The sequence below is a fragment of the Caballeronia sp. HLA56 genome, from assembly GCF_054655155.1.
On record NZ_BAAHOB010000005.1, the window covers coordinates 1,760,408 to 1,780,696 of the forward strand.

A 20,289-nucleotide genomic window follows, 5' to 3' on the forward strand; every position below is an offset into this window, starting at 1 on the left:
GCGTCACTTCGCGCTGGCGGCGAGCGGCTTCACGACGACCGTCGCGTTGGGCAATGCGCCGAACGATGACGGTGCGTAGAGCGCTTCCACACGCGTCGGCGGCAGGCCGAACGAACCGGCGTTATTCAGCCGCATCGTGTATTCGACTTGCAGCTTGCCCTTCGGCAGATAGTCGTAATACGCGCGATACCCTTCGAATCCGCGTTCCACGAAGGCAGGCCACGAACCGCGATCCGGCTTCTCGCCGGAAGTCGCCGCTTCCGAGTCGCGTCCGAGACCGGAGCCGAGAATGGTCGCGCCAGCGGGAATCGGATCGTTGACGACGACCCAGGTCATGTCGCTTTGCGCGTCGATGTCGAGATGCACGCGCACGATGTCGCCACGCGAGAGCACGCCCTTCACGGCGGGATCGACCGGCGTCACCGTCTTCACGATGCGATAGCCCGCCGCGAACGGCGCCTTCAACGCGACGGCCGCAAGGCTTTCGATGGTTGCCCAAGGTTTGCCCGTGCCGTCTTGCGTCAACGTGAGCGAGCCGGTTGACCACGGCAGCAAGCTGCTGCGCGTGTTGACATTCTTAGTGATCGGGGTCGCCGACGACGACGCCGATGCAGGCGCGGCAGCGCTCCAGTTCACGCTCTGCGTCGCCGCGCCCAGCGCAACGTTCGTGCGTCCCGTGACCGGCGTGCTTTCGAAAATTTGCGAGAAGCGTCCCACCGCGAGCGAGCCCCAAAGATTGGCGGTCGTAGTCTGCCATGCGCCGTTTTTCTGCAGCGCGAGGAGGCCGGCCACGAGGCGCGGCATCTCGTCCTTCCACGCGGGCGCGTTTGCGAAGATGAGTGCGGTGCGCGCGGCGTTGGTTTCGCTGCCAGTCATGAGCCACCAGAGATCGTCGTCGCGTTCGGTCGAGAACGTGAGACGCGTGCCCTGATACGTGAGCCGCGCACGGATGATCTGCTCGGCCTGCGCGCGCTTCGCTTCGCGATCGGCTATACCGTCCACGCGCGAAAGTATCGCGTAGTAGTCGAGCACGGCCGAGGTCGGCCATTGATCCGGCGCGACGGTGATCGAACCGAGCATGCGCGGCTGGGCGAGACCGTAGCGCGAAAGCGCTTCGATGGCGGTGAGCTTTTCGAAGTCGAGGTCGTTGCGCGGCGCCCAGAACTTGCGTTCGAGCTTGCCGTCGACGAAATTCGCGAGACCGGCGGCGAGCTGATCGCGCAATTCCGCGGGCATTGCAAGACGGCGGTCGAGCTTCGACGCTTCGTCCGATACCGCGAGCAAGTACGCGCTGAGCGTCGGGCTGCCGGTCGGACGTTCGTCGTCGTAGGGCGGGAAGTAGTTCGCGAGACCGTCGCGATCCAGATACGACGGCATGCGCGTCTGCACGGCTTGCCATTGCGCTGCGTCCATGAGGCCGAGCGCGCGCGAAGTCTGCTGTTCGAGGCAGTTATACGGATAGCGTTCGAACCAGCGTCGCACGCCGGGCAAGCCGTCCGCGAGCTTCGGCTGCAAGGACACCGCGATACCGCCGCGCACGGCGCCGTTGCTCGACGTGCTGGCATCGGCGGGCGGCGCCACGGGCACGCTGAACGTGCCGTCCACCTGCGCGATGGTCGCTTGCTGCGTCGTGACCGGAATGGCCGCGACGACGCGCTGCTGCAGCTTGACGGCATCGCTCGCGGGCTTCGTGGCCGAAGCGCTGCCTTGCTCCACCGCGCTCACGTCCCAGGCGAGACTCGCCGATGCGTTCATGCCGAGCACGTCGGGCGTGGTCACGTCCCAAGCGACTTCCCGCGACGATTCCGGCGCGAGTTCCACCGTGCGTGCATCGAGCGCGAGCGAACCGGCGTGCGGCGTGACGACGACGCGCATGGTGCGCCGCGTCGTGTTGCGCAGCGTGAACTGCGCATGGAATGCGTCGCCCACACGAACGAGCGGCGGCAACCCGGAGATGAGTTGCAAGTCCTGCGTGCTTTGAATCGATGCGCTGCCCGTGCCGAAGCGTCCCGCGCCCACCGCTGCGATGGCGACGATGCGAAAGCGCGTGAGCGCGTCGTTCAAGGGCACATCGACGGATACTTCTCCGTTTGCATCGAGCGTAACGCGCGGATTCCACAGCAGGAGCGTATCGAAGAGTTCGCGCGTGGCGCTATGTCCGCCGCCGCCGCCCGCTGGCACTGCCTTGCGCCCGAAGTGCCGCCGCCCGATGATCTCCATCTGCGCGGTCGATGTTTCCACGCCGTAGGCGCGCTGCTGCAACATCGCGTCGAGCACGTTCCAGCTTTGGTTGGGCATGAGTTCGAGCAGGGCTTCATCGACGGCCGCGACCGCGATCTGCGTGCCTGCGGGCGCGGGCTTGCCGTCAGGCAACGCGACCTTGACCTTCACATGCGCCTTGGCGCGTACCGTGTACGACTTCGCGTCCGGCGTGACGCTCACCGCCAGTTTGTGCGATGCCGTGCCCACCTTGATCGATGCCAGCCCGTAACGAAACGCGGGCTTCGAGAGATCGACGAGCGGCGTCGGCGCCTGATATTGACGGCCTTCATACCAGAACGCGTGCGCCCATTCGACCGGCGCTTTCCAGCCCCACGTGAAGAACGAATACCACGGCACTTCATGGATACGTCCGCGCAACGCGAGCACCGACACATAGACGTTCGGCCCCCACGCTTGCTCGACCTTCAGTTCGACGGTCGGGTCCTTGCCGTTCAGTTCGACCACATGGGTTTCGATGATGCCTTCACGCTCCACCGCGACGAGCGCAGTGGCCGAGCGGAAGGGCATGCGCACCTGGAAGCGCGCGGTCTCGCCGGGCTCGTAGCTGTTCTTTTCAGGAAGCACGTCGATACGGTCCGTGTTCTCGCCGCCGAACCAGAGTTCGTCTTCGCGCGTGACCCAGACCGACGTGCTCGCGTTGGCCGTGCGGCCATCGCCGTCTTTCGCGACGGCGATCAGATCGATATTGCCGGCGGTCTTGAGCTTGGCATCGCACGAGACGATGCCGTGATCGTCGCTCTTGCCGCTGCAAAGCGTGCCCAGGTCGTTCGTTTCGGAATGGTTGTCGTAGGCGTAGAAGCCGCCGACCATGCGCTTGCGCGAACTCGACATCACGCGCGCCATGCCCTTGATTTCGACCGATACGCCCGCGCGCGGCTTGCCCTGCAAATCGAGCGCAAGCGCTTGCACCGGCACCGAACCGCCGACCGACGCCCAATGCGCGGCCTTCACGCCCACGGCGACCGCGGCGGGCCAGAGCGTGGCGCTGCCGCTGATGGTCTGGATCTCGCCGTTCGGGTCGGCGAAGCTCGCTTCGAGCGCGAGACGCTTGGGCGAATCGACGGCGGGCAACGGCTTCACGATCAGCTTGCCGTCGCCATTGCGATCGAGCGTGACGCGCAGTTTGTCGGCGACGAGTTTCGTCGTGGTCTCCGTCTGCTGCTCGCTGTCCTCGTCCTCGGCGGGCGCGCTCGCGCCATCGTCCGCGGGTTTGCGATACGGCGAGAAGCTGAATGCATCATAGTCTGAAGCGAAGGGCGGCGACGTGTCGCGCACGAGCGCCGACACTTGCACCCGCTGGTTCGATGCCGGACCGCCTTGCACATATTCGAGGTGGACATCGACCGGCGCTTCTTGCGCGGCGATAAGACCGGCCGATTTGCTGTCGCCCGCCGAGACCGTGCCCTTGAACACCGGCAGACGGAATTCCTCGACGCGGAAGCTGCCTGTCTCGTACGACTGCGTGACATTGCTGCCTTCGCCGTCGTCGTCGCTCGCGTCGTTGGTGTCGCTGGCCGCGCCGTTATCGAGCGTCACGCTGTATTCGCCGAGTTTGGCCGCGGCGGGAATGGCGAAGCTCGAGTCGGCGCTGTGATCGGCGCTCCACGCGAGCGGCATGTGCCACGTCTGTCCGCTGCCGATATGACGAATCGTCACGCGCGTCGGATACTTCGGCGGGAAGCCGAAACCCTTGAGCGTTTCGACGCGCATCAGGTGCTTCATCGACACCGTTTCGCCCGCGCGCAGCAAGGTGCGATCGAAAATGGTGTGCGCGCGTACCGTGCGGCTCGTGCTCATGTCGGTCGGCACGTTGAAGCGCCACGATTCGATGCCGCGATTCCAGTCCGAGGTCACGAAGGCCATGTCGGGTCCGGTGACCGGATCGGTAACGCGCGCCGAGACGAAGAAGCCGCCGTACGACAAGCTGTTCTCGTTGCATTCGCGGATGGCCGCGAGCGGTTTACCGATGGTCGCGAGCCCTTGCGCATCGGTCTTGCCGGTGGCCACTTGATCGCCGTTGCAGTCGGTCACGCGTACATCCGCATTGGCGACGGGCTTGCCCTTGTCGAGCGTCGTCACCCAGACGAGACTGTTCTCGCGCCCTTGCTTGAAGTGCACGCCGAGGTTCGTGACGAGCACCGACGTGCGCACGAACATCGACTTGTTCCGACCCATCAACGACGCGCCGAGCGCCGGCGACGCCAGTTCGACGACATAGAAGCCCGGCTTCGCGAGCGGAATGCCGACGACTTCGAAGGGACGCAGCGCCTTGGGATCGGCGGCGGGCAGCGTGAGCGTTTCGACGCCCGCGCGCTTTCTCAAGAGCGAAAGCGAGCGAATGTCGATGGTCGGATCGCGGCTCACGGTGCCGTCCGATTCCGGCACGATGACGGGCGCGATACCGTTCTTCAAAAGCGAGGGCATGCGCGCTTCGATCGACGAGCGCGACATGCCGATGCCGTCGAACAAATCGACGTTGCGCATCCATTGGCGGATGTCGGTGTCGGCGTCGAGTCTGAGCTTGGTGATCTGCGAGGTGCCCGAGTCGAGCCCTTGCACGTGCAGGTCGGCTTCCACATGGCGCAGCGTGACCGGCAACATGGCGGGCATGTCCGGCTCTGCAAAGCGCTCGATGATGCCGAGCGTGCCCGACGAGAACTTCGCGAGCGGCGGCATGGGCGCGGTCGCGGTCTTGAGCGGGAAGAAGTCGGCGTTGGCGAGCGTGCGGCCGCTCACGTCCTTGAGATTGGCAGGCGCCTCGATGGTGAGATCGGTGCGCTCCGGCAGCGGCGCGGCGAATTCTACTGCTTCGACTTCCGCGTCCTTGCTGTCTTCATCGAAGTGCGGCGCGACCGTGCCTTTGGGACCACGCAACGCGAACTTCTGGGCGTCGGCGCGGCTGATCGGCGCGGTGAACATGAGCCTGAGCGGGCGCAGCGGCGTGCAGGGCGCGTTCGCGTTCTCCCGTTCGCATGTGAAGCTCGCGGAAAATGGATCGCGCACCTTGTAGTCGAAGCGCTTCTCGACATCGTTGGGCATGCCGCTCGGCCCGGTGACGCCCGCGCCGTAGACGAGCTGCATTTTCGAGCCGGACGGCAACGTTTGCCCGCATGCGAGCGTGAGCACGCGGTCGCTTTCCTTAGCGAGTCCGAAGTGTTTGAGAAGCGCGCCGCGCGTGGCGTCGTCGGCCGTCCGTACGGGAATGCGGTTGCCGAGTGCGCTCGATTCGCACCAGACGTGATCGAGCACCGACGCTTGCGTGGCCGGGCCGTTCAACCGCAGCACGAAGGTCTGGTCTTCCTCGATATCGCCGTAACTCGGCTCGACGCGTGTAACGAATGGCCCGCCCGTCTGAAACGCGAAGTGGCTGGGACCGGACAGCGCGTTGCCCGCGCTGGATTTCAGGCCGCTGTTGAGGTCGATGCCGCAGCGCACTCCTGGCGGCAAGTCCGCGTTGAAATCGTAGGCCCAGGTTTTTTCGTCGATCCAGCGCGCGCCGCCGGCGGTGGCCGCGGCGGGCGCGCCGCTACAGGCGAGCTTGCCGGGCGCGGCGGCGCTCGGACTGCCGAACGCGATCATGGCTTCGTCGAACTTCACGACGACCTGACGCACTTGCGCGACCTTGCCTTGTGGCGACACGGTCACGACGCGCGCGGCATCGGCCCGATACATCGCGACGCTCATGCCGAAAGCGGCGATGAGGGTGGTTGCGGCCAGAATCCATTTTTGTTTTTTCATGACGCGGCTCATCCACTCGTTCCGAGTAATTCTTGTCCGCGCGATTTTACTGGAGCCCTACGCGATTCTTGCGACGAATCGGTTGCATTGACGCATTTCGGCGATTCTCAGCGCGTCGCCACGTTGCGATGCCGCGTACTCACGCGCCGCCAGTACAGAAAGAGGCCGATGCCCGCCACGCCGAGACTCACCGTATTGGCTATCCAGAAGCCGCGCGCGCCTTGCAGCCACTCGGGCACCATGCCGCCGACATCGAAGCCGAGCAGATAGCCGCCGCCGAGGCCGATGCCCCACAGCGCGATCGCGTAGATGACGGTCGGCACGAGCGTGACCTTGTACGCCCGCAGGATGAACGCCGTGGTGATCTGCAGCGCGTCGCAGAGGTGATAGAAGAAGATGATGAAGACGAGCGGCATCGCGGCGGCGATCACGTGGGCGTCGGGCGTGTAGGCGGCGATGATCTGCGGCCGCGCGGCAAGCAGGATCATGCCGTACACCAGCGCCAGCACGCACGCCATGCCGATGCCGTGCCGCGAGATCGAGGCCGCGTCGTCCAGACGCTTTGCGCCGAGCGCCTGCGACACCAGCGTCGAAGACGCGATCCCGATGGCAAGCGGCGTCATGTAGAGCACCGCGCCGAGGTTGCCCGCGATCTGATGTCCCGCGAGCGTGGTCGTGCCGAAGCGCGAGATGAAGAGCGCCATGAACGTGTACGACGTCACTTCGATGAGATACGAAAGCCCCATCGGAATGCCGAGACGCAGCAGCGCCATCTGCCGCTTCCACACGGGCCAGCAAAAGCGCGCGAAGATGCCGAACGGCCGGAAGAATTCCACGCGCAGCAGCACCGTGATTCCGACGATGGCGAGCGCCCAATTGATGAGCGTGCTCGCAAGCGCGCAGCCGGGACCGCCGAGCGCGGGCACGCCGAAACCGCCGAAGATGAACCATGTATTGAGCGGAAACTTGAGCACGAGCCCGCCGACTTGCAGAAACATCACGAGCCGCGGTTTGCCGACCGCGTTCGCCAGCGAGCTATACACGCGAAACACGAGACTCGCGGGCAGCCCGAACGAGAGAATGCGCAAGTAGTCCACCGTGCGGTCATGCAGCGCGGGCGGCGCTTTCGCGAGACTCAGCAGCGGTTCGGGAAAGTAGAGCAGCACGAAGCCGATCACCATGAGTACCGAAGCGAGCCACAGCGCCTGCCGCGTTTCCTCGCCGATTTCCGCCTCGCGGCCCGCGCCGAAGAGTTGTCCGGCAATCGGCTGGAGCGCGACGAGAATGCCCGTCAAGCCGATATACACCGAGATATAGACGGACGAACCGAGCCCGAGCGCCGCGAGATCGGTGGCGGAGAAGCGGCCGACCATCGCGGTATCGATCACGCCGAACGCGATCACCGCAAGCTGGCCGATCAGCACGGGCCAGGCAAGCGCGCCGATCTTGCGGACATCGCTCAGCATGCCCGTGGCGGCTTTGGAAGACACGGCGGCGCCCATGCGCTATTGCACCCGGCGCAGGCTTTTCGGACGCAGCGGCTTCTTGACCGGCGGCGTGGGGCGCGCAATGCGCACGTAGAGGCGGAAGCGCTCGTCGCGGTCGGCCACGCGCCGGCCTTCCCAGACGAGCTTCCATTCGAACGCCGAGATGGACGGCGGATCGCCGTAATCCGCGCGATCCTGACGCAGCACCACGTCGCAATCTTCGTCGAACGCGAAGTGCATACCGCCGAAGTACGCGAAGGTGGCGATCTGCGCGTCGCCGAGACGCGCGGGCGAGATGCAGTTGTAGTCGGGCGGAAGATGATCGGCGATCTGCTCCGCGACATCGCGATACGTCCGGCTGTAGTTGACGACCGGCAGCCATAACGTCATGAGCAAAACCCACATCAGCGTGGTGCCCGCGCTCGATAGCACGACGCTGCGCCACAGCACCTTCGGATGGCGTGCAAGCCGCCAACGCGCGAGCAGGAACCAGCACGCCGTCACCGCGACCGCGCAGACGAACGAAATGAGCTTGAATTCGGGATGAAAACCGGGCGCGAGGCGCGCGAGATTGCGGGCCATGGGCGCGGGAAAGCCGAACATGCCGGCCGTCCACACGAGCCAGACGAGCGTGCCGATGATCGTGAAACTGAGCATGGCGAACCAGTCGATCGCGTTGATCGCGCCGCGTTTCAAGGTCGGCAGCGCGAAAGTCGCGAGCACGGACAGCGGCGGCAGCAGCAGCAAGAAGAGGCGATTGGTTTCGCGCGCCTGCAGCACGACGAGCACGAGCAGCGGGCCGATCACGGACAAGGGCACGGCGACGTGCGGCGAGCGGCGCATGCCGCCCCAGCTCACGAAGGCCCAGATTGCAAGCGGCCAGGCGGGCCAGGTGAAGAGCGGCAGGTTCTTCATCGCGTAGCCGAACACGAGCGATGGCGGCCCGGAGAAAGTATCGAAGCTGTTGCGCCACCATTGACGCAGCCACCATTCGCCGTCGTCGGGGAAGAAATGCAGCGTCGGCAGCACCCACGCGGCGATCAGCACGACGGCGACGGGCAGGCCGTAGATCAGCAGCGGCGCGGCGCGCACCTGACGCACGATGATGGTCATTGCAAGCGTGCATAGCAGAAGCGCGAACACCAGCACGGGCGAGCTCGACAAGCCGACCACGCCGATTGCCGCGCCCCACACGAGCGCACCGTGAATCGGCTTGTCGATGCTGCGAACGAGGCCGTAGATGAGCATCGCGGTGCCGGCGAACTGCGCGAGCTGCGGCGTGGTTTCGTGACCGCGCTCGGCGAGCCCGAAGCAGGCAAGGAGAATCAGCAAGGCGCCGTCGGCGAGCGTGCGGCCGTAGTCGCGCGGCTCGGGTTCGCCGCCGAACGCGTATTTGAATGGCTGGGCTTCGTCGCGCCGGCCAAGCAGATAGGCCGTGTACCAGACGAACGCGCACGCGATGGTGAAGAGCAGGCCCGTGACCACGCGCGAGGCGTTGCTGGCATCGACCCACGGACTCAGGATCCGGATCGACGATGCCCCGAGCCAGTACATCAGCGGGCCGTCGCCCGTGAGCGCCTTGCCGACGAGATTGGGCAGCAGCCAGTCGCGCGCGTCGCCGTTGGCCATCGTCCACATCACGCCGAAGCCCGCCGCGTCCTCGTTCTTCCACGGGTCGCGGCCGAACAGCCCGAACGACGCGTAGACGATACAGATGGCGAGCAATAGCCAGCGCGGCAGGGCGCTGGTGGCGGAGGCGGTCAGACGAACGACAGATCGCATGCGTGAGGGCTTATCGAGAGAAACGGGCAGTGCGCCGTGCGTTGGTGCGTGCGGGTAGGTTGCCAGGTGCGTGCAAGCGCGGCGGGGGCCAGAGCATCCGGCATTGTAGACGCGCGCCTCGGAGTGCGTCAGTGTCGACGGGCTCGCGGTAACGCCGTGCAACAACCCTTACCGTTTTGCCGTGCAGCATCATGGAAACGGCAGAGACAAAAAAGGGCAGCCAGAGCTGCCCTTTTTGCTGAAGCGGTGGTCCGTCTTACTTCTTGGTGGAGAAGCGAGCGAACTTGTTGTTGAACTTCTCGACGCGGCCTGCCGTGTCCATGATCTTTTGCTGACCGGTGTAGAACGGATGCGATTCCGACGACACTTCGATCTTCGCGAGCGGGTACGACTTGCCGTTGAATTCGGCGGTTTCGCGCGTCTGGATGGTCGAGCGGGTCACGAAACGGAAGTCGTTCGACATGTCGACGAACAAAACTTCGCGATAATTCGGGTGAATGCCTTCTTTCATGGTCTTTCCTGGTATCTGGCGGTAGCCAACCCGTTGCGTCTTGAGTCAAGGCGCTCGCGAGTCACTTGCCTAGGGTCGAAAAACGGCGATTATGCCAGAAAATCAGACCCTTGACATCTTTTTGGGAAGCTTTAGAAGAGGGCGCCGACGCCCGCCGGGTCCTGCCGGTAATAGCGCGCAAGCAGGCGATACAACTCGGGATACTCCGCTTCGAAGGGTTTCGGCGTAACGAACAGCGCCTCGCTGCAGACCGCGAAAAACTCGGATGGATGATCTGTCGCGTAGGGATCGATCAGCGATTCGCGCTCGAAGCGGCCGAAACGGCGCTGCGGCACCGCGTCGACGCGGGCGCAGAATTGGTCATAGGCGTTATCGAAGACATCGGCCCATGCGGTCGAGTCGAGCGGCGCGTGCCAGCGTCGATAGAGCGGCGGATGACCATCGGCCTCGCCGTTCACCATGTCGATCTTGTGGGCGAATTCGTGGATCACCACGTTGTAGGCGTCGGCGCCATCGGCCATCTGGGCATCTTCCCACGAGAGCACGACCGGGCCGCCTTCCCATGCTTCGCCGCTGGCATCGTGTTCCACTTCGTGCACGACGCCGTCCTGATCTTCCACCGTCTTTTTGATGACGAACTCGCCCGGATAGACAATCACGCCGACCCAGCCGCGATAAAGGTCGAGACTGAGGTTGAGGACGGGCAGACAGGCTTGCGCGGCGATGGAGACGATCATGGCGTCGGTCAGTTCGAGATCGTGCGCGGTCGAGAATTCTTTTTGCGCGATGAAGAGACTCGCGGTCTCGCGCAGACGTTCGAGGTCGGCCGGATTCAGGTGGCCGAAGCACGGATAGGCATCGAGGGTGCGCCGCCACAGGCTTTCGTCGATCGCGTATTTGCGCAGCGTGCGCTCGCGGCGTTGCGCGCCGAACCAGCGGGTGAAGGGATTGGTCATCGATCGAGGCGTTGGAAGCGCGATAGACCGGATTGTACGGATGGGGGAGGATCGTGGGCAGAATGCGCTGCTTGCGGGATCGGCTGGAGCTGTCGCCACGCGGATAGAGTGGCCGGCAAACGCGAATCGACACCAGCCGACAGCGACGACATAAAAAAACCGCCTGACCAAAGGCAGGCGGTTTTTTCTCGACGCATAAGCGAATGGCAAATCAGCTGCCACCACGCCGCATCAAGTCGAAGAACTCGGAATTGCTCTTCGTCTGACGGATCTTGTCGAGCAGGAATTCCATGGCTTCGACTTCGTCCATGTCGTGAATGAACTTGCGCAGCACCCAAACCTTTTGCAGCAGGTCCGGCTTGATCAGCAGTTCCTCGCGGCGCGTGCCCGACTTGTTCAGATTGATCGACGGATACACGCGCTTTTCCGCGAGACGCCGTTCCAGGTGCACTTCCATGTTGCCGGTGCCCTTGAACTCTTCGTAGATCACGTCGTCCATGCGGCTGCCGGTTTCGATCAGCGCGGTGCCGATGATCGTGAGCGACCCGCCTTCCTCGATATTGCGCGCGGCGCCGAAGAAGCGCTTCGGACGCTGCAGCGCGTTGGCGTCGACACCGCCCGTCAGCACCTTGCCCGAGGCCGGCACGACCGTGTTGTAGGCGCGTGCGAGACGCGTGATGGAGTCGAGCAGAATCACGACATCGTGCTTCATTTCGACCAGGCGCTTGGCCTTTTCGATCACCATTTCCGCGACTTGGACGTGGCGCGCGGCAGGTTCGTCGAAGGTGGAAGCGATCACTTCGCCCTTGACCGAACGCTGCATTTCCGTGACTTCTTCCGGACGCTCGTCGATGAGCAGCACGAACAGCACGATATCCGGGTGGTTCGACTTGATGGCATGCGCGATGTGCTGAAGCATCACCGTCTTGCCCGACTTCGGCGACGCCACGAGCAGACCGCGCTGGCCCTTGCCGATAGGCGAGATCATGTCGATGATCCGGCCAGTGACGTTTTCCTCGCCGCGCATTTCGCGCTCGAGCGGCAACGGCTTATTCGGATGCAGCGGCGTGAGGTTCTCGAACATGATCTTATGTTTCGAGGCCTCGGGCGGCTGCCCGTTGACTTTGTCGACCTTCACCAGCGCGAAATAGCGCTCGCCGTCTTTCGGCGTGCGCACTTCGCCTTCGATGGTGTCGCCGGTGTGCAGATTGAAGCGGCGAATCTGCGACGGGCTGATATAGATGTCGTCCGTACTCGCGAGATACGAAGTCTCGGGTGAACGCAAGAAGCCGAAGCCGTCGGGCAGCACTTCGAGCGTGCCGTCGCCGAAAATCGTGTCGCCACCCTTGGCGCGCTTTTTAAGTATGGCGAACATGAGTTCCTGCTTGCGCAGGCGGTTCGCATTTTCGATCTCGAGGCCATTGGCCATCTCGATCAGTGCAGACACGTGCTGAGACTTGAGCTCGGATAAATGCATACGGATTTCCCGCCAGGGAGAAGAGGTACGACAGAAAGATTTGGGAGAAGAGGTGAGCGGAACCGCTCTAGGACTTAGTACTTCTTGAACTCTTGTAATTCTAGCATAGCACACGCGACGCGGGCCTTAGGTTGGCCGGGGGCGGGGCTTTGGCGCCGATGTTGTCGATGGACAACATCGGCGCCGTGGTTCAAGCGCGGTTCAAAGGCCGACGATGCTGGCTCCGAACCGGTCGAGCTATTACAGGTTGCTGTCCAGGAACGCGGTCAACTGCGACTTCGACAGCGCGCCGACCTTCTGCGCGGCCACTGCGCCGTTCTTGAACAGGATCAGCGTGGGGATACCGCGCACGCCGAACTTCACCGGCGTCGATTGATGCTCGTCGACGTTGATCTTCGCGATTTGCAGGCGATCGCCGTAATCCTTCGCGACTTCATCGAGGATCGGGGCAATCATCTTGCACGGACCGCACCACTCGGCCCAGAAATCGAGCAGAACAGGTTTGTCCGACTTGACGACGTCTTGTTCGAAAGATGCGTCGCTGATGTGCTTGATTGATTCGCTCATTGTCTGAATACCTCTATTGATTCGAGGCCCGCGTTTGAATGCTCGCCACGATACACCAAAACAGTAAAAGATTTTCGTCGCCGCTTGGGCGAGACGAAGCCGGCTTACCACGTCTGACGAGCCCGGCGGACTGGCCGCATGGACGATGAAGCATGCGCCGCACGTGATTCAACGCTCATCTTAGCTTAATTTGCTATCTGTCGCCGATGCCGATAGGCGCCGTCGCGCAGCCCTTCATTGCTCAACTGGAGGCGCATTCGGGCAATGCAAGAGCGGAGCCGCATGCAGTCGGCGGCGTGCTCGCGAGGTCTATCGGGCGCGGCTATCGGCGTGATATGATTCGACGTGACGGGCCTCCTCGCATGGTGGCGCGGTCAACCTGGTCAGGTCGGGAACGAAGCAGCCACAGCCGCTTTCCACCAGTGCCGAGGGTCGGGCTCGTCACCTTCCGCTTTATTTGCGTTTTTCCGGCTTCAGTCTCCGCGGTTTCCTGCTTCACTCTCCTCTGGTTTTTAGTCGATTCGCTCGCATCTACGCGACTTGAATCCGCATCTTCACGCGTGCTCCGGATGCGCCGGACAGCTGCTTTCGGCGGCGTTTGCCGCTAGTCGTTGCTGATACAATTTCGCGCATGACCTATCAAGTTCTCGCACGCAAATGGCGGCCGAAATCGTTCGAGTCGCTCGTCGGCCAGGAGCACGTCGTTCGTGCGCTCACGCACGCGCTCGACGGTGGACGCCTGCATCACGCGTATCTTTTCACGGGTACGCGCGGCGTCGGCAAGACCACGCTTTCGCGCATCTTTGCAAAAGCGCTCAACTGTGAAACCGGCGTGACCTCGAAGCCGTGCGGCGTGTGCCGCGCTTGCCGGGAAATCGACGAAGGCCGTTTCGTCGATTACGTCGAAATGGATGCGGCGAGCAATCGCGGTGTCGACGAAATGGCGGCGCTGCTCGAGCGCGCGGTTTATGCACCGGTCGACGCGCGCTTCAAGGTCTACATGATCGACGAAGTGCACATGCTCACGAACCACGCGTTCAACGCCATGTTGAAGACGTTGGAAGAGCCGCCTCCCCATGTGAAGTTCATTCTCGCCACGACCGATCCGCAGAAGATTCCGGTCACCGTGCTGTCGCGCTGCCTCCAGTTCAATCTGAAGCAGATGCCCGCGGGACATATCGTGTCGCATCTGGAGAACATCCTCCAGCAAGAGAGCATTGCTTTCGAAGTGCAGGCGCTGCGGTTGTTGTCGCGCGCGGCGGACGGCAGCATGCGCGACGCGCTTTCGCTGACCGATCAGGCTATCGCCTATTCGGCCAATCAGGTGACCGAGGAAGCCGTGCGCGGCATGCTCGGCGCGCTGGATCAAAGCTATCTGATCCGCCTGCTCGATGCCCTCGCCGCAAGCGATGGCGCGGGCGTGCTCGCCATCGCCGATGAAATGGCTTTGCGCAGTCTATCGTTCTCGACCGCGTTGCAGGATCTGGCGAGCTTGCTGCATCGGATTGCGTGGGCGCAGTTCGCGCCGGCCTCGGTGCTGGACGAGTGGCCGGAGGCGGGAGATATTCGTCGATTCGCCGAGGGCTTGTCGGCCGAACAGGTTCAGTTGTTCTATCAGATCGCGACCGTCGGACGCAGCGAACTGGGGCTCGCGCCGGATGAATACGCGGGCTTCACCATGACGCTTCTGCGCATGCTCGCGTTCGAACCCGCTGGCGGACCGGGCGGAGGTGGCGGTGGCGGGCTCGTGGTGAGCGCGCCGCAAAGCGTGAAGGGCGCGCGCAATGCGGCGCTCGCGGGAGCTATGGCGGAGCGGGCCGTGGCGCCGGCACCGGTGGCTCGCGATGGCGTTCTGGCGGATCGAGCGGGCGCGCGGCACCAGGTTAGCAACCGTTCTTTTGAGAAGTTGGCTGAGTCCGGTGAAGCGGCTGCTTCCGCATTGGAGATGCACGGCGCACGGTCTGCGACCTCGGCGAAAGTCGGGCCACGTGACGCATCCGACGAGCTTGCGGGCGCTGAAGCGAAGCGCAGCGTCGAATCGGCTGAATCAGTCGCGAAGCCAGTCGGCGCGTCCGATGCACGAGAATCGGCGATGGCGAATGCGGCATCGCGTGCGGCTTACGCCGGTTCCGCGGACTTGCCGGACGCTGGAGGAAGTGCCGCTCCTTCGGGCGCGAAGAACGCGACCTCTGGCGATTCGACTGCGCTTGCAAACACGGCTGGCTTGTCAAGCGCATCGAGAGCGGACGTCGGTTATTCAGCTTTAGTGTCGGACAGCGCCGCATCTTCAGGCGCGCAGACGGCCACTGCCAATCCCGCTCCTGCCGCAGATAGCGCCACGCCTTCAGGCGCACGGGATATTGCCGTTGCCGATTCAGCCGCGCCTCTGAACACCATCGCATCTTCAAGCGATGCACCAGTGGCGCGGAAAGACTTCGATTCAGCCACGCCGAGCGCCGCATCTTCAGATGTGCGGAAGGCCGACTCTGCCGAGTCGCCTTCTGTAGCCGAGGCCGCCGAATCGCCGCTCGCGCAAGGCACAGGAGAGATCGTTCAGGCCAATACGCCGTCTCCTGTCGGGAATGCACGAGACGTTGTGTTTGACGAAGTGCCAGTCGCATCGGCGCCGCTTTCTGCCGCGGCTCGGCAAGCTGTAGACGAGGCTTCTAATAATGGCGCGCCCGAAACCGCGTCGCCGTCTGCCGGATCAGTCGCGCCGCGCAGCGCCGCAGGTGGCGCGAGGGACGCGCTCGAAGTATTGCGTAGTGCGGGCATGCGACTTTCATCGGATCGCGGTGGAAGAGGCGCGGCGGCAGCGCCAGCGGGCGCTCCTGCTGCAACGAAACCTGCCGTGCCGAAGCCCTCGGTTCCCGTGCCGACGCCGCGCCGCGTCGCGCCGCGCGCCAGCGCGGGCTCTGACGTACAGGCGACGCCCGCGGCAGACAACGCGGGTGCTGATGCCATTGGCGGGAGCAACGTCGGCCTCGACAATGGCGTTCGCGGGCGCAGCACCGGCGTGGGCGTCGACAGCAAGGGCAACGGTAGCGCCCACATCAACACCAACACGAACGCCAGCGTCGACAATGCCGCTCGCGCCGGCAATGACGCCAACGCGAAAGCAAGCCCCAAGGTCATCCCTCCTTGGGAAGACATGCCGCCCGACGACTACCCGCCGCCCGGATCGGAGGATGAATACTTCTCCGCCGCTCCCGACGACGGCTACATGCCCGCGTTCGATAACGCACCGGACGACATGCGCTTCGGCAACGAACCCGCGCCCGCAGCGAAGCCCGCGCCGAAGATCGACGCCACGCCGCTGCCGCCCGCCGTGCCGCTCGACGCTATAGGCATCGCGGGAGAATGGGCGACGCTCGCGGTCGATCTGCCGCTCAAGGGCATCGCATACCAGCTCGCGTTCAACAGCGAACTGACCGCCTGCGACGCCAGTTCGCTCACACTCGTCGTTCCCGTGCCGCAATACGCGGACGCCGCGCAAGTCGCCAAGCTCAAGACCGCGCTCACGGAGAAACTCGGCCGCGCGCTCGAGGTCAATGTGTCGGTTGCGCCCGCACGCCGCACCGCCGCCGCGCTCGACGCCGCCGAACGCGCGAAACGCCAGCAGCAAGCCGAGCAGGAAATCAGGCAAGACCCGTTCGTGCAATCGCTCATTCGCGATTTCGGCGCGAGCATCGTGCAGGGATCGATCAAGCCGGTTGCCGCAACGGGCGCGAATCCTTCGGGCGCGTCTTCTGTAAGATAAGCCATCCCGCGAGGCGCGCCGTCAGAAGCCGCGCCGCGAACGAATCAACCGGGCGCACGGGCATTTTCGCCTGAGCGTCTACCCGTCATACGCACTATCCGTTTCAAGGAGCCGAATCATGATGAAGAACCAACTCGCCGGGCTGATGAAGCAAGCTCAGCAAATGCAGGAAAACATGAAGAAGATGCAGGATCAGCTCGCGCTGATCGAGGTCGAGGGCCAGTCCGGCGCCGGTCTCGTCAAGGTGACGATGACCTGCAAGAACGACGTGCGCCGCGTGCAGATCGACCCGAGCCTGCTCGCCGACGACAAGGACATGCTCGAAGACCTGGTTGCCGCCGCGTTCAACGACGCCGTGCGCAAGGCCGAAGCCACCACGCAGGAAAAGATGGGCGGCATGACGGCCGGCATGCCCATGCCGCCCGGCTTCAAGCTGCCGTTTTAAGCGCGTGGCCGAAGGCGCACGCGGCGTTTGCCGCGCTTTCGGCCCGCCCATGAGGACACATGAAACAACCATCCGCCTTGTCGGCGCTCGTCGAAGCGCTGCGTGCGCTGCCCGGCGTCGGCCCGAAGTCGGCGCAGCGCATGGCGTATCACCTGATGCAGCACGACCGCGCGGGCGCCGACAAACTCGGCAACGCGCTGCTGTTCGCGACCGGGCATCTGAAGCACTGCGAGAAGTGCAATACCTTCACCGAAGCCGACATCTGCGAAGTATGCAGCGACGAAGAACGCGATTCCGCGCTCCTATGCGTCGTCGAGACGCCGGCCGATCAGATCATGCTGGAGCAGACGCTCACGTATCGCGGGCTCTACTTCGTGTTGATGGGCCGGCTGAGTCCGCTCGACGGCATCGGGCCGAAGGAAATCCACTTCGAGCGGCTCATCAACCGCGCGCTCGACGGCACCGTGAATGAAGTGGTGCTTGCCACCAACTTCACCAACGAAGGCGAGGCGACCGCGCACTATCTGGCACAGACGCTCAAGTCGAAAGGGCTGAAGGTCACGCGGCTCGCGCGCGGCGTACCGGTGGGCGGCGAACTCGAATACGTCGATGCCGGCACCATCGCCCGCGCGATGCTCGACCGCCGCTCGGTGTGAGAAAAGATCAAGGACTGCATCGATGACAGAAACCGAAGCACTCGCGCTCGCGACGCATCGACATTACAAGGGCGGGCTGTATCGCGTGATCGGCGTCGCGCGGCACTCGGAAACCGAGGAAGCCATGATCGTCTACGAGCATCTCTGGCCGCATGATCGCGGTTTATGGGTCCGGCCCGCCGCGATGTTCAACGAGACGCTCGCCGACGGCGCGCCGCGCTTCAAGCCACTCGACATCCCACTTTAAAAATTGGCGGAGACGAACGACATGACCGCATCGACGGGCCCGCTTGCCGGCGTCAAGGTGCTGGAACTCGGCACGCTCATCGCGGGACCGTTCGCGGCGCGCTTCATGGGCGAATTCGGCGCGGATGTCATCAAGATCGAAGATCCGAAGGGCGGCGATCCGCTGCGAAAGTGGCGCAAGCTTTACCCTGAAGTGGGCGGAACGTCGCTCTGGTGGGCGGTACAGGCGCGCAACAAGAAGTCCGTGACGATCAATCTGAAGGCCGAAGAGGGCAAGGAGATCGTGCGGCGGCTGGCGAAAGAAGCGGATATCGTCGTCGAAAATTTTCGGCCGGGCTTGCTCGAAAAACTTGGGCTCGGCTATGAGGTGCTTTCTGCCGAAAACCCCGGTCTCGTGATGGTGCGGCTCTCGGGATACGGCCAGACCGGGCCGTATCGCGACAGACCGGGCTTTGGCGCGATCGCCGAATCGATGGGCGGCTTGCGTCATATCACGGGCTATCCCGAGTTACCGCCGCCGCGCATCGGCATTTCCATTGGCGACTCCATTGCCGCGCTGCACGGCGTGATCGGCGCGTTGATGGCGCTGCATCATCGGCAGGTGAATGGCGGCAAAGGGCAGGTGGTCGATGTCGCGCTCTACGAAGCCGTCTTCAACATGATGGAAAGCGTGGTGCCCGAGTACGGCGTCTATGGCATGGTGCGCGAGCGCACCGGCGCGTCGCTGCCGGGCATCGTGCCGTCGAATACCTATCCGTGCCGCGACGGCAGCATTGTCATTGGCGGCAATAGCGATCCCATTTTCAAGCGGTTGATGACGGCAATCGACCGCGCCGATCTCGCCGACGATCCCGCGCTCGCTTCGAACGATGGCCGCGTGCCACGCACGCAGGAAATCGACGATGCCATCGCCGCGTGGCTGTCGACGCGCAGTATCGACGAGGCGCTCGCCGTGCTCAACGCCGCCGATGTACCCGCTGGCCGTATCTACAGCGTAGCCGACATGTTCACCGATCCGCAGTACATCGCGCGTCAAATGCTGCAGCGTTTTCCGTGGCAGGACGGCCGTGAGATCACGCTGCCGAACGTGACGCCGAAGCTGTCCGAGACGCCTGGCGAGACGCGCTGGCTCGGGCCGCAACTCGGCGAACATACGGATGAAGTGCTTCGGTCGCTTGGGTATGCCGAGGACGACATCGCGCGGTTGCGTGCGGCGAACGTGATCTGAGGAAGTCGTTACGCGTAAAAAACGCGAACTCTCGCGGCGGCCCGAAGATGGCCGCGACACCGGTGCCGGCTTGCGCATGGGGCAGGGCGTCGCGCATGCACCGTGGCCCACGACCAACCTTCGAAGCGCCTCAAGGCTCGATCACGATCTTCCCCGTCACGCGCCGGTTCATCATGTCGTCGAGGGCTTGCGCGGTTGCATCGAGCGGATAGCGTTTGGTCACCACCGGCAGCAACTTGCCGGCCTTGATCCAGTCGACCATGGTGGCAAATTCGGTATCGGCGATCGCGTGTTCGCGGCGCATGTGATCGCCCCAGAACACGCCGACGATGCTCGCGCCCTTCAACAACGCGAGGTTGAAAGGCAGCTTCGGGATCTCGCCGTTGGCGAAGCCGACCACGAGATAGCGCCCGCGCCAGCCGATGCTGCGAAACGCCGGTTCGGCATAGGCGCCGCCCACCGGATCGAATATGACATCGGGACCTTGGCCATGGGTGAGCGCCTTGACGCGCTCGCGCAAGTCTTCGTTTCGATAGTCGATGATTTCATCCGCGCCTTGCTCGCGACAGAACGCGAGCTTTTCCGCGCTCGATGCCGCCGCGATCACGCGCGCGCCGAGAATCTTGCCGATCTGAATGGCCGCGACGCCCACGCCGCCCGCCGCGCCGAGCACGAGGAGCGTCTCGCCCGACTTGAGCGCGCCGCGATCCACGAGCGCGTGATAGGACGTGCCGTAGGCAAGCGTGAAGGCTGCGGCGAGCGCGAGGTCGACGTCGTCGGGAAGCACGACGCAATCCGTTTCCCGAGCACGCGCCTGTTGCGCGAATGCCCCTTGCGCGGTGTAAGCCGCGACGCGCATGCCAGGTTTCACGCGCGTGACGCCCGCACCCACCTCACGCACGATTCCCGCGAGTTCCGCACCCGGCGTAAATGGCAGCGGCGGTTTGAACTGGTACTTGTTCTGGATGATCAGTACATCGGGAAAATTCACGCTCGCGGCCTTCACATCGATGACGATTTCCCCGGCTTCGGGGTGCAAATCCGGCAGCGTTTCGACGGTGAGCGTATCGGGTAATCCGTGTTGGTTGCATCGAACGGCGCGCATGTGTCCTCCTTGATGGGCTGGCGCCAAGTGTAGGGCAGACGGCTGTCT

At 63.9% G+C, this 20,289-nt stretch carries 13 protein-coding genes and 1 other RNA gene; 6 read left to right on the top strand and 8 right to left on the bottom strand.

What is annotated here, in order from left to right; translation table 11 throughout:
• Window positions 1–3 precede the first annotated feature (3 nt).
• The 7 genes from ACYQ47_RS27810 to trxA form a co-directional block, all read right to left on the bottom strand.
• Window positions 4–6,033, bottom strand: a complete 6,030-nt coding sequence (locus ACYQ47_RS27810; RefSeq protein WP_459907943.1) for an alpha-2-macroglobulin family protein — start codon at window positions 6,031–6,033, stop codon at window positions 4–6.
• 95 nt (window positions 6,034–6,128) lie between these two features.
• A complete protein-coding gene (locus ACYQ47_RS27815) occupies window positions 6,129–7,487 on the bottom strand; it encodes an MATE family efflux transporter (RefSeq protein WP_459909345.1) in 1,359 nt (452 codons plus the stop codon).
• Between the two features lie 39 nt (window positions 7,488–7,526).
• On the bottom strand, window positions 7,527–9,290 hold the full coding sequence (locus tag ACYQ47_RS27820; protein WP_250464983.1) for an ArnT family glycosyltransferase: 1,764 nt from the start codon (window positions 9,288–9,290) through the stop codon (window positions 7,527–7,529).
• A gap of 256 nt (window positions 9,291–9,546) precedes the next feature.
• Entirely contained in the window at window positions 9,547–9,801 is a 255-nt protein-coding gene (locus tag ACYQ47_RS27825; protein ID WP_016345518.1) for a type B 50S ribosomal protein L31, read from the bottom strand.
• A gap of 131 nt (window positions 9,802–9,932) precedes the next feature.
• Window positions 9,933–10,757: a M90 family metallopeptidase gene (locus ACYQ47_RS27830; protein ID WP_250464981.1), complete on the bottom strand. Its 825-nt coding sequence runs from the start codon at window positions 10,755–10,757 to the stop codon at window positions 9,933–9,935.
• Between the two features lie 211 nt (window positions 10,758–10,968).
• Complete coding sequence (gene rho / locus ACYQ47_RS27835; protein WP_244825353.1) at window positions 10,969–12,234, bottom strand: transcription termination factor Rho; 1,266 nt, start codon at window positions 12,232–12,234, stop codon at window positions 10,969–10,971.
• A 240-nt stretch (window positions 12,235–12,474) separates the two neighbouring features.
• Window positions 12,475–12,801, bottom strand: coding sequence for a thioredoxin TrxA (gene trxA, locus ACYQ47_RS27840; protein WP_008349330.1), 327 nt, complete (start codon window positions 12,799–12,801; stop codon window positions 12,475–12,477).
• A gap of 347 nt (window positions 12,802–13,148) precedes the next feature.
• On the opposite strand from trxA, the gene ffs reads away from it, so the two are divergent.
• The 6 genes from ffs (at window position 13,149) to ACYQ47_RS27870 (ending at window position 19,136) form a co-directional block, all read left to right on the top strand.
• Window positions 13,149–13,247: signal recognition particle sRNA small type (gene ffs, locus ACYQ47_RS27845), an RNA gene on the top strand.
• Window positions 13,248–13,432: 185 nt separating this feature from the next.
• Complete coding sequence (gene dnaX, locus ACYQ47_RS27850) at window positions 13,433–16,561, top strand: DNA polymerase III subunit gamma/tau (protein WP_459907949.1); 3,129 nt, start codon at window positions 13,433–13,435, stop codon at window positions 16,559–16,561.
• 118 nt (window positions 16,562–16,679) lie between these two features.
• Entirely contained in the window at window positions 16,680–17,006 is a 327-nt protein-coding gene (locus ACYQ47_RS27855; protein ID WP_244825351.1) for a YbaB/EbfC family nucleoid-associated protein, read from the top strand.
• Window positions 17,007–17,065: 59 nt separating this feature from the next.
• Window positions 17,066–17,662 (top strand): recombination mediator RecR, encoded by a 597-nt coding sequence (gene recR, locus ACYQ47_RS27860; RefSeq protein ID WP_244825350.1) that lies wholly within the window; start codon window positions 17,066–17,068, stop codon window positions 17,660–17,662.
• 22 nt (window positions 17,663–17,684) lie between these two features.
• Complete coding sequence (locus tag ACYQ47_RS27865; RefSeq protein WP_014191626.1) at window positions 17,685–17,909, top strand: DUF1653 domain-containing protein; 225 nt, start codon at window positions 17,685–17,687, stop codon at window positions 17,907–17,909.
• Window positions 17,910–17,930: 21 nt separating this feature from the next.
• Complete coding sequence (locus ACYQ47_RS27870; protein ID WP_244825349.1) at window positions 17,931–19,136, top strand: CaiB/BaiF CoA transferase family protein; 1,206 nt, start codon at window positions 17,931–17,933, stop codon at window positions 19,134–19,136.
• A gap of 130 nt (window positions 19,137–19,266) precedes the next feature.
• Here the strand turns inward: ACYQ47_RS27870 and ACYQ47_RS27875 are convergent, their stop codons facing one another.
• Window positions 19,267–20,241 carry an NADPH:quinone oxidoreductase family protein gene (locus ACYQ47_RS27875; RefSeq protein ID WP_459907953.1) on the bottom strand — a complete coding sequence of 325 codons (975 nt, stop codon included), beginning with the start codon at window positions 20,239–20,241 and terminating at the stop codon, window positions 19,267–19,269.
• Window positions 20,242–20,289: the final 48 nt, after the last annotated feature.

Coding starts and splice junctions, on each gene's coding strand:
- ACYQ47_RS27810 (WP_459907943.1), bottom strand. CDS start 6,033: ATGAGCCGCGTCATGAAAAAACAAAAATGGATTCTGGCCGCAACCACC.
- ACYQ47_RS27815 (WP_459909345.1), bottom strand. CDS start 7,487: ATGCTGAGCGATGTCCGCAAGATCGGCGCGCTTGCCTGGCCCGTGCTG.
- ACYQ47_RS27820 (WP_250464983.1), bottom strand. CDS start 9,290: ATGCGATCTGTCGTTCGTCTGACCGCCTCCGCCACCAGCGCCCTGCCG.
- ACYQ47_RS27825 (WP_016345518.1), bottom strand. CDS start 9,801: ATGAAAGAAGGCATTCACCCGAATTATCGCGAAGTTTTGTTCGTCGAC.
- ACYQ47_RS27830 (WP_250464981.1), bottom strand. CDS start 10,757: ATGACCAATCCCTTCACCCGCTGGTTCGGCGCGCAACGCCGCGAGCGC.
- rho (WP_244825353.1), bottom strand. CDS start 12,234: ATGCATTTATCCGAGCTCAAGTCTCAGCACGTGTCTGCACTGATCGAG.
- trxA (WP_008349330.1), bottom strand. CDS start 12,801: ATGAGCGAATCAATCAAGCACATCAGCGACGCATCTTTCGAACAAGAC.
- dnaX (WP_459907949.1), top strand. CDS start 13,433: ATGACCTATCAAGTTCTCGCACGCAAATGGCGGCCGAAATCGTTCGAG.
- ACYQ47_RS27855 (WP_244825351.1), top strand. CDS start 16,680: ATGATGAAGAACCAACTCGCCGGGCTGATGAAGCAAGCTCAGCAAATG.
- recR (WP_244825350.1), top strand. CDS start 17,066: ATGAAACAACCATCCGCCTTGTCGGCGCTCGTCGAAGCGCTGCGTGCG.
- ACYQ47_RS27865 (WP_014191626.1), top strand. CDS start 17,685: ATGACAGAAACCGAAGCACTCGCGCTCGCGACGCATCGACATTACAAG.
- ACYQ47_RS27870 (WP_244825349.1), top strand. CDS start 17,931: ATGACCGCATCGACGGGCCCGCTTGCCGGCGTCAAGGTGCTGGAACTC.
- ACYQ47_RS27875 (WP_459907953.1), bottom strand. CDS start 20,241: ATGCGCGCCGTTCGATGCAACCAACACGGATTACCCGATACGCTCACC.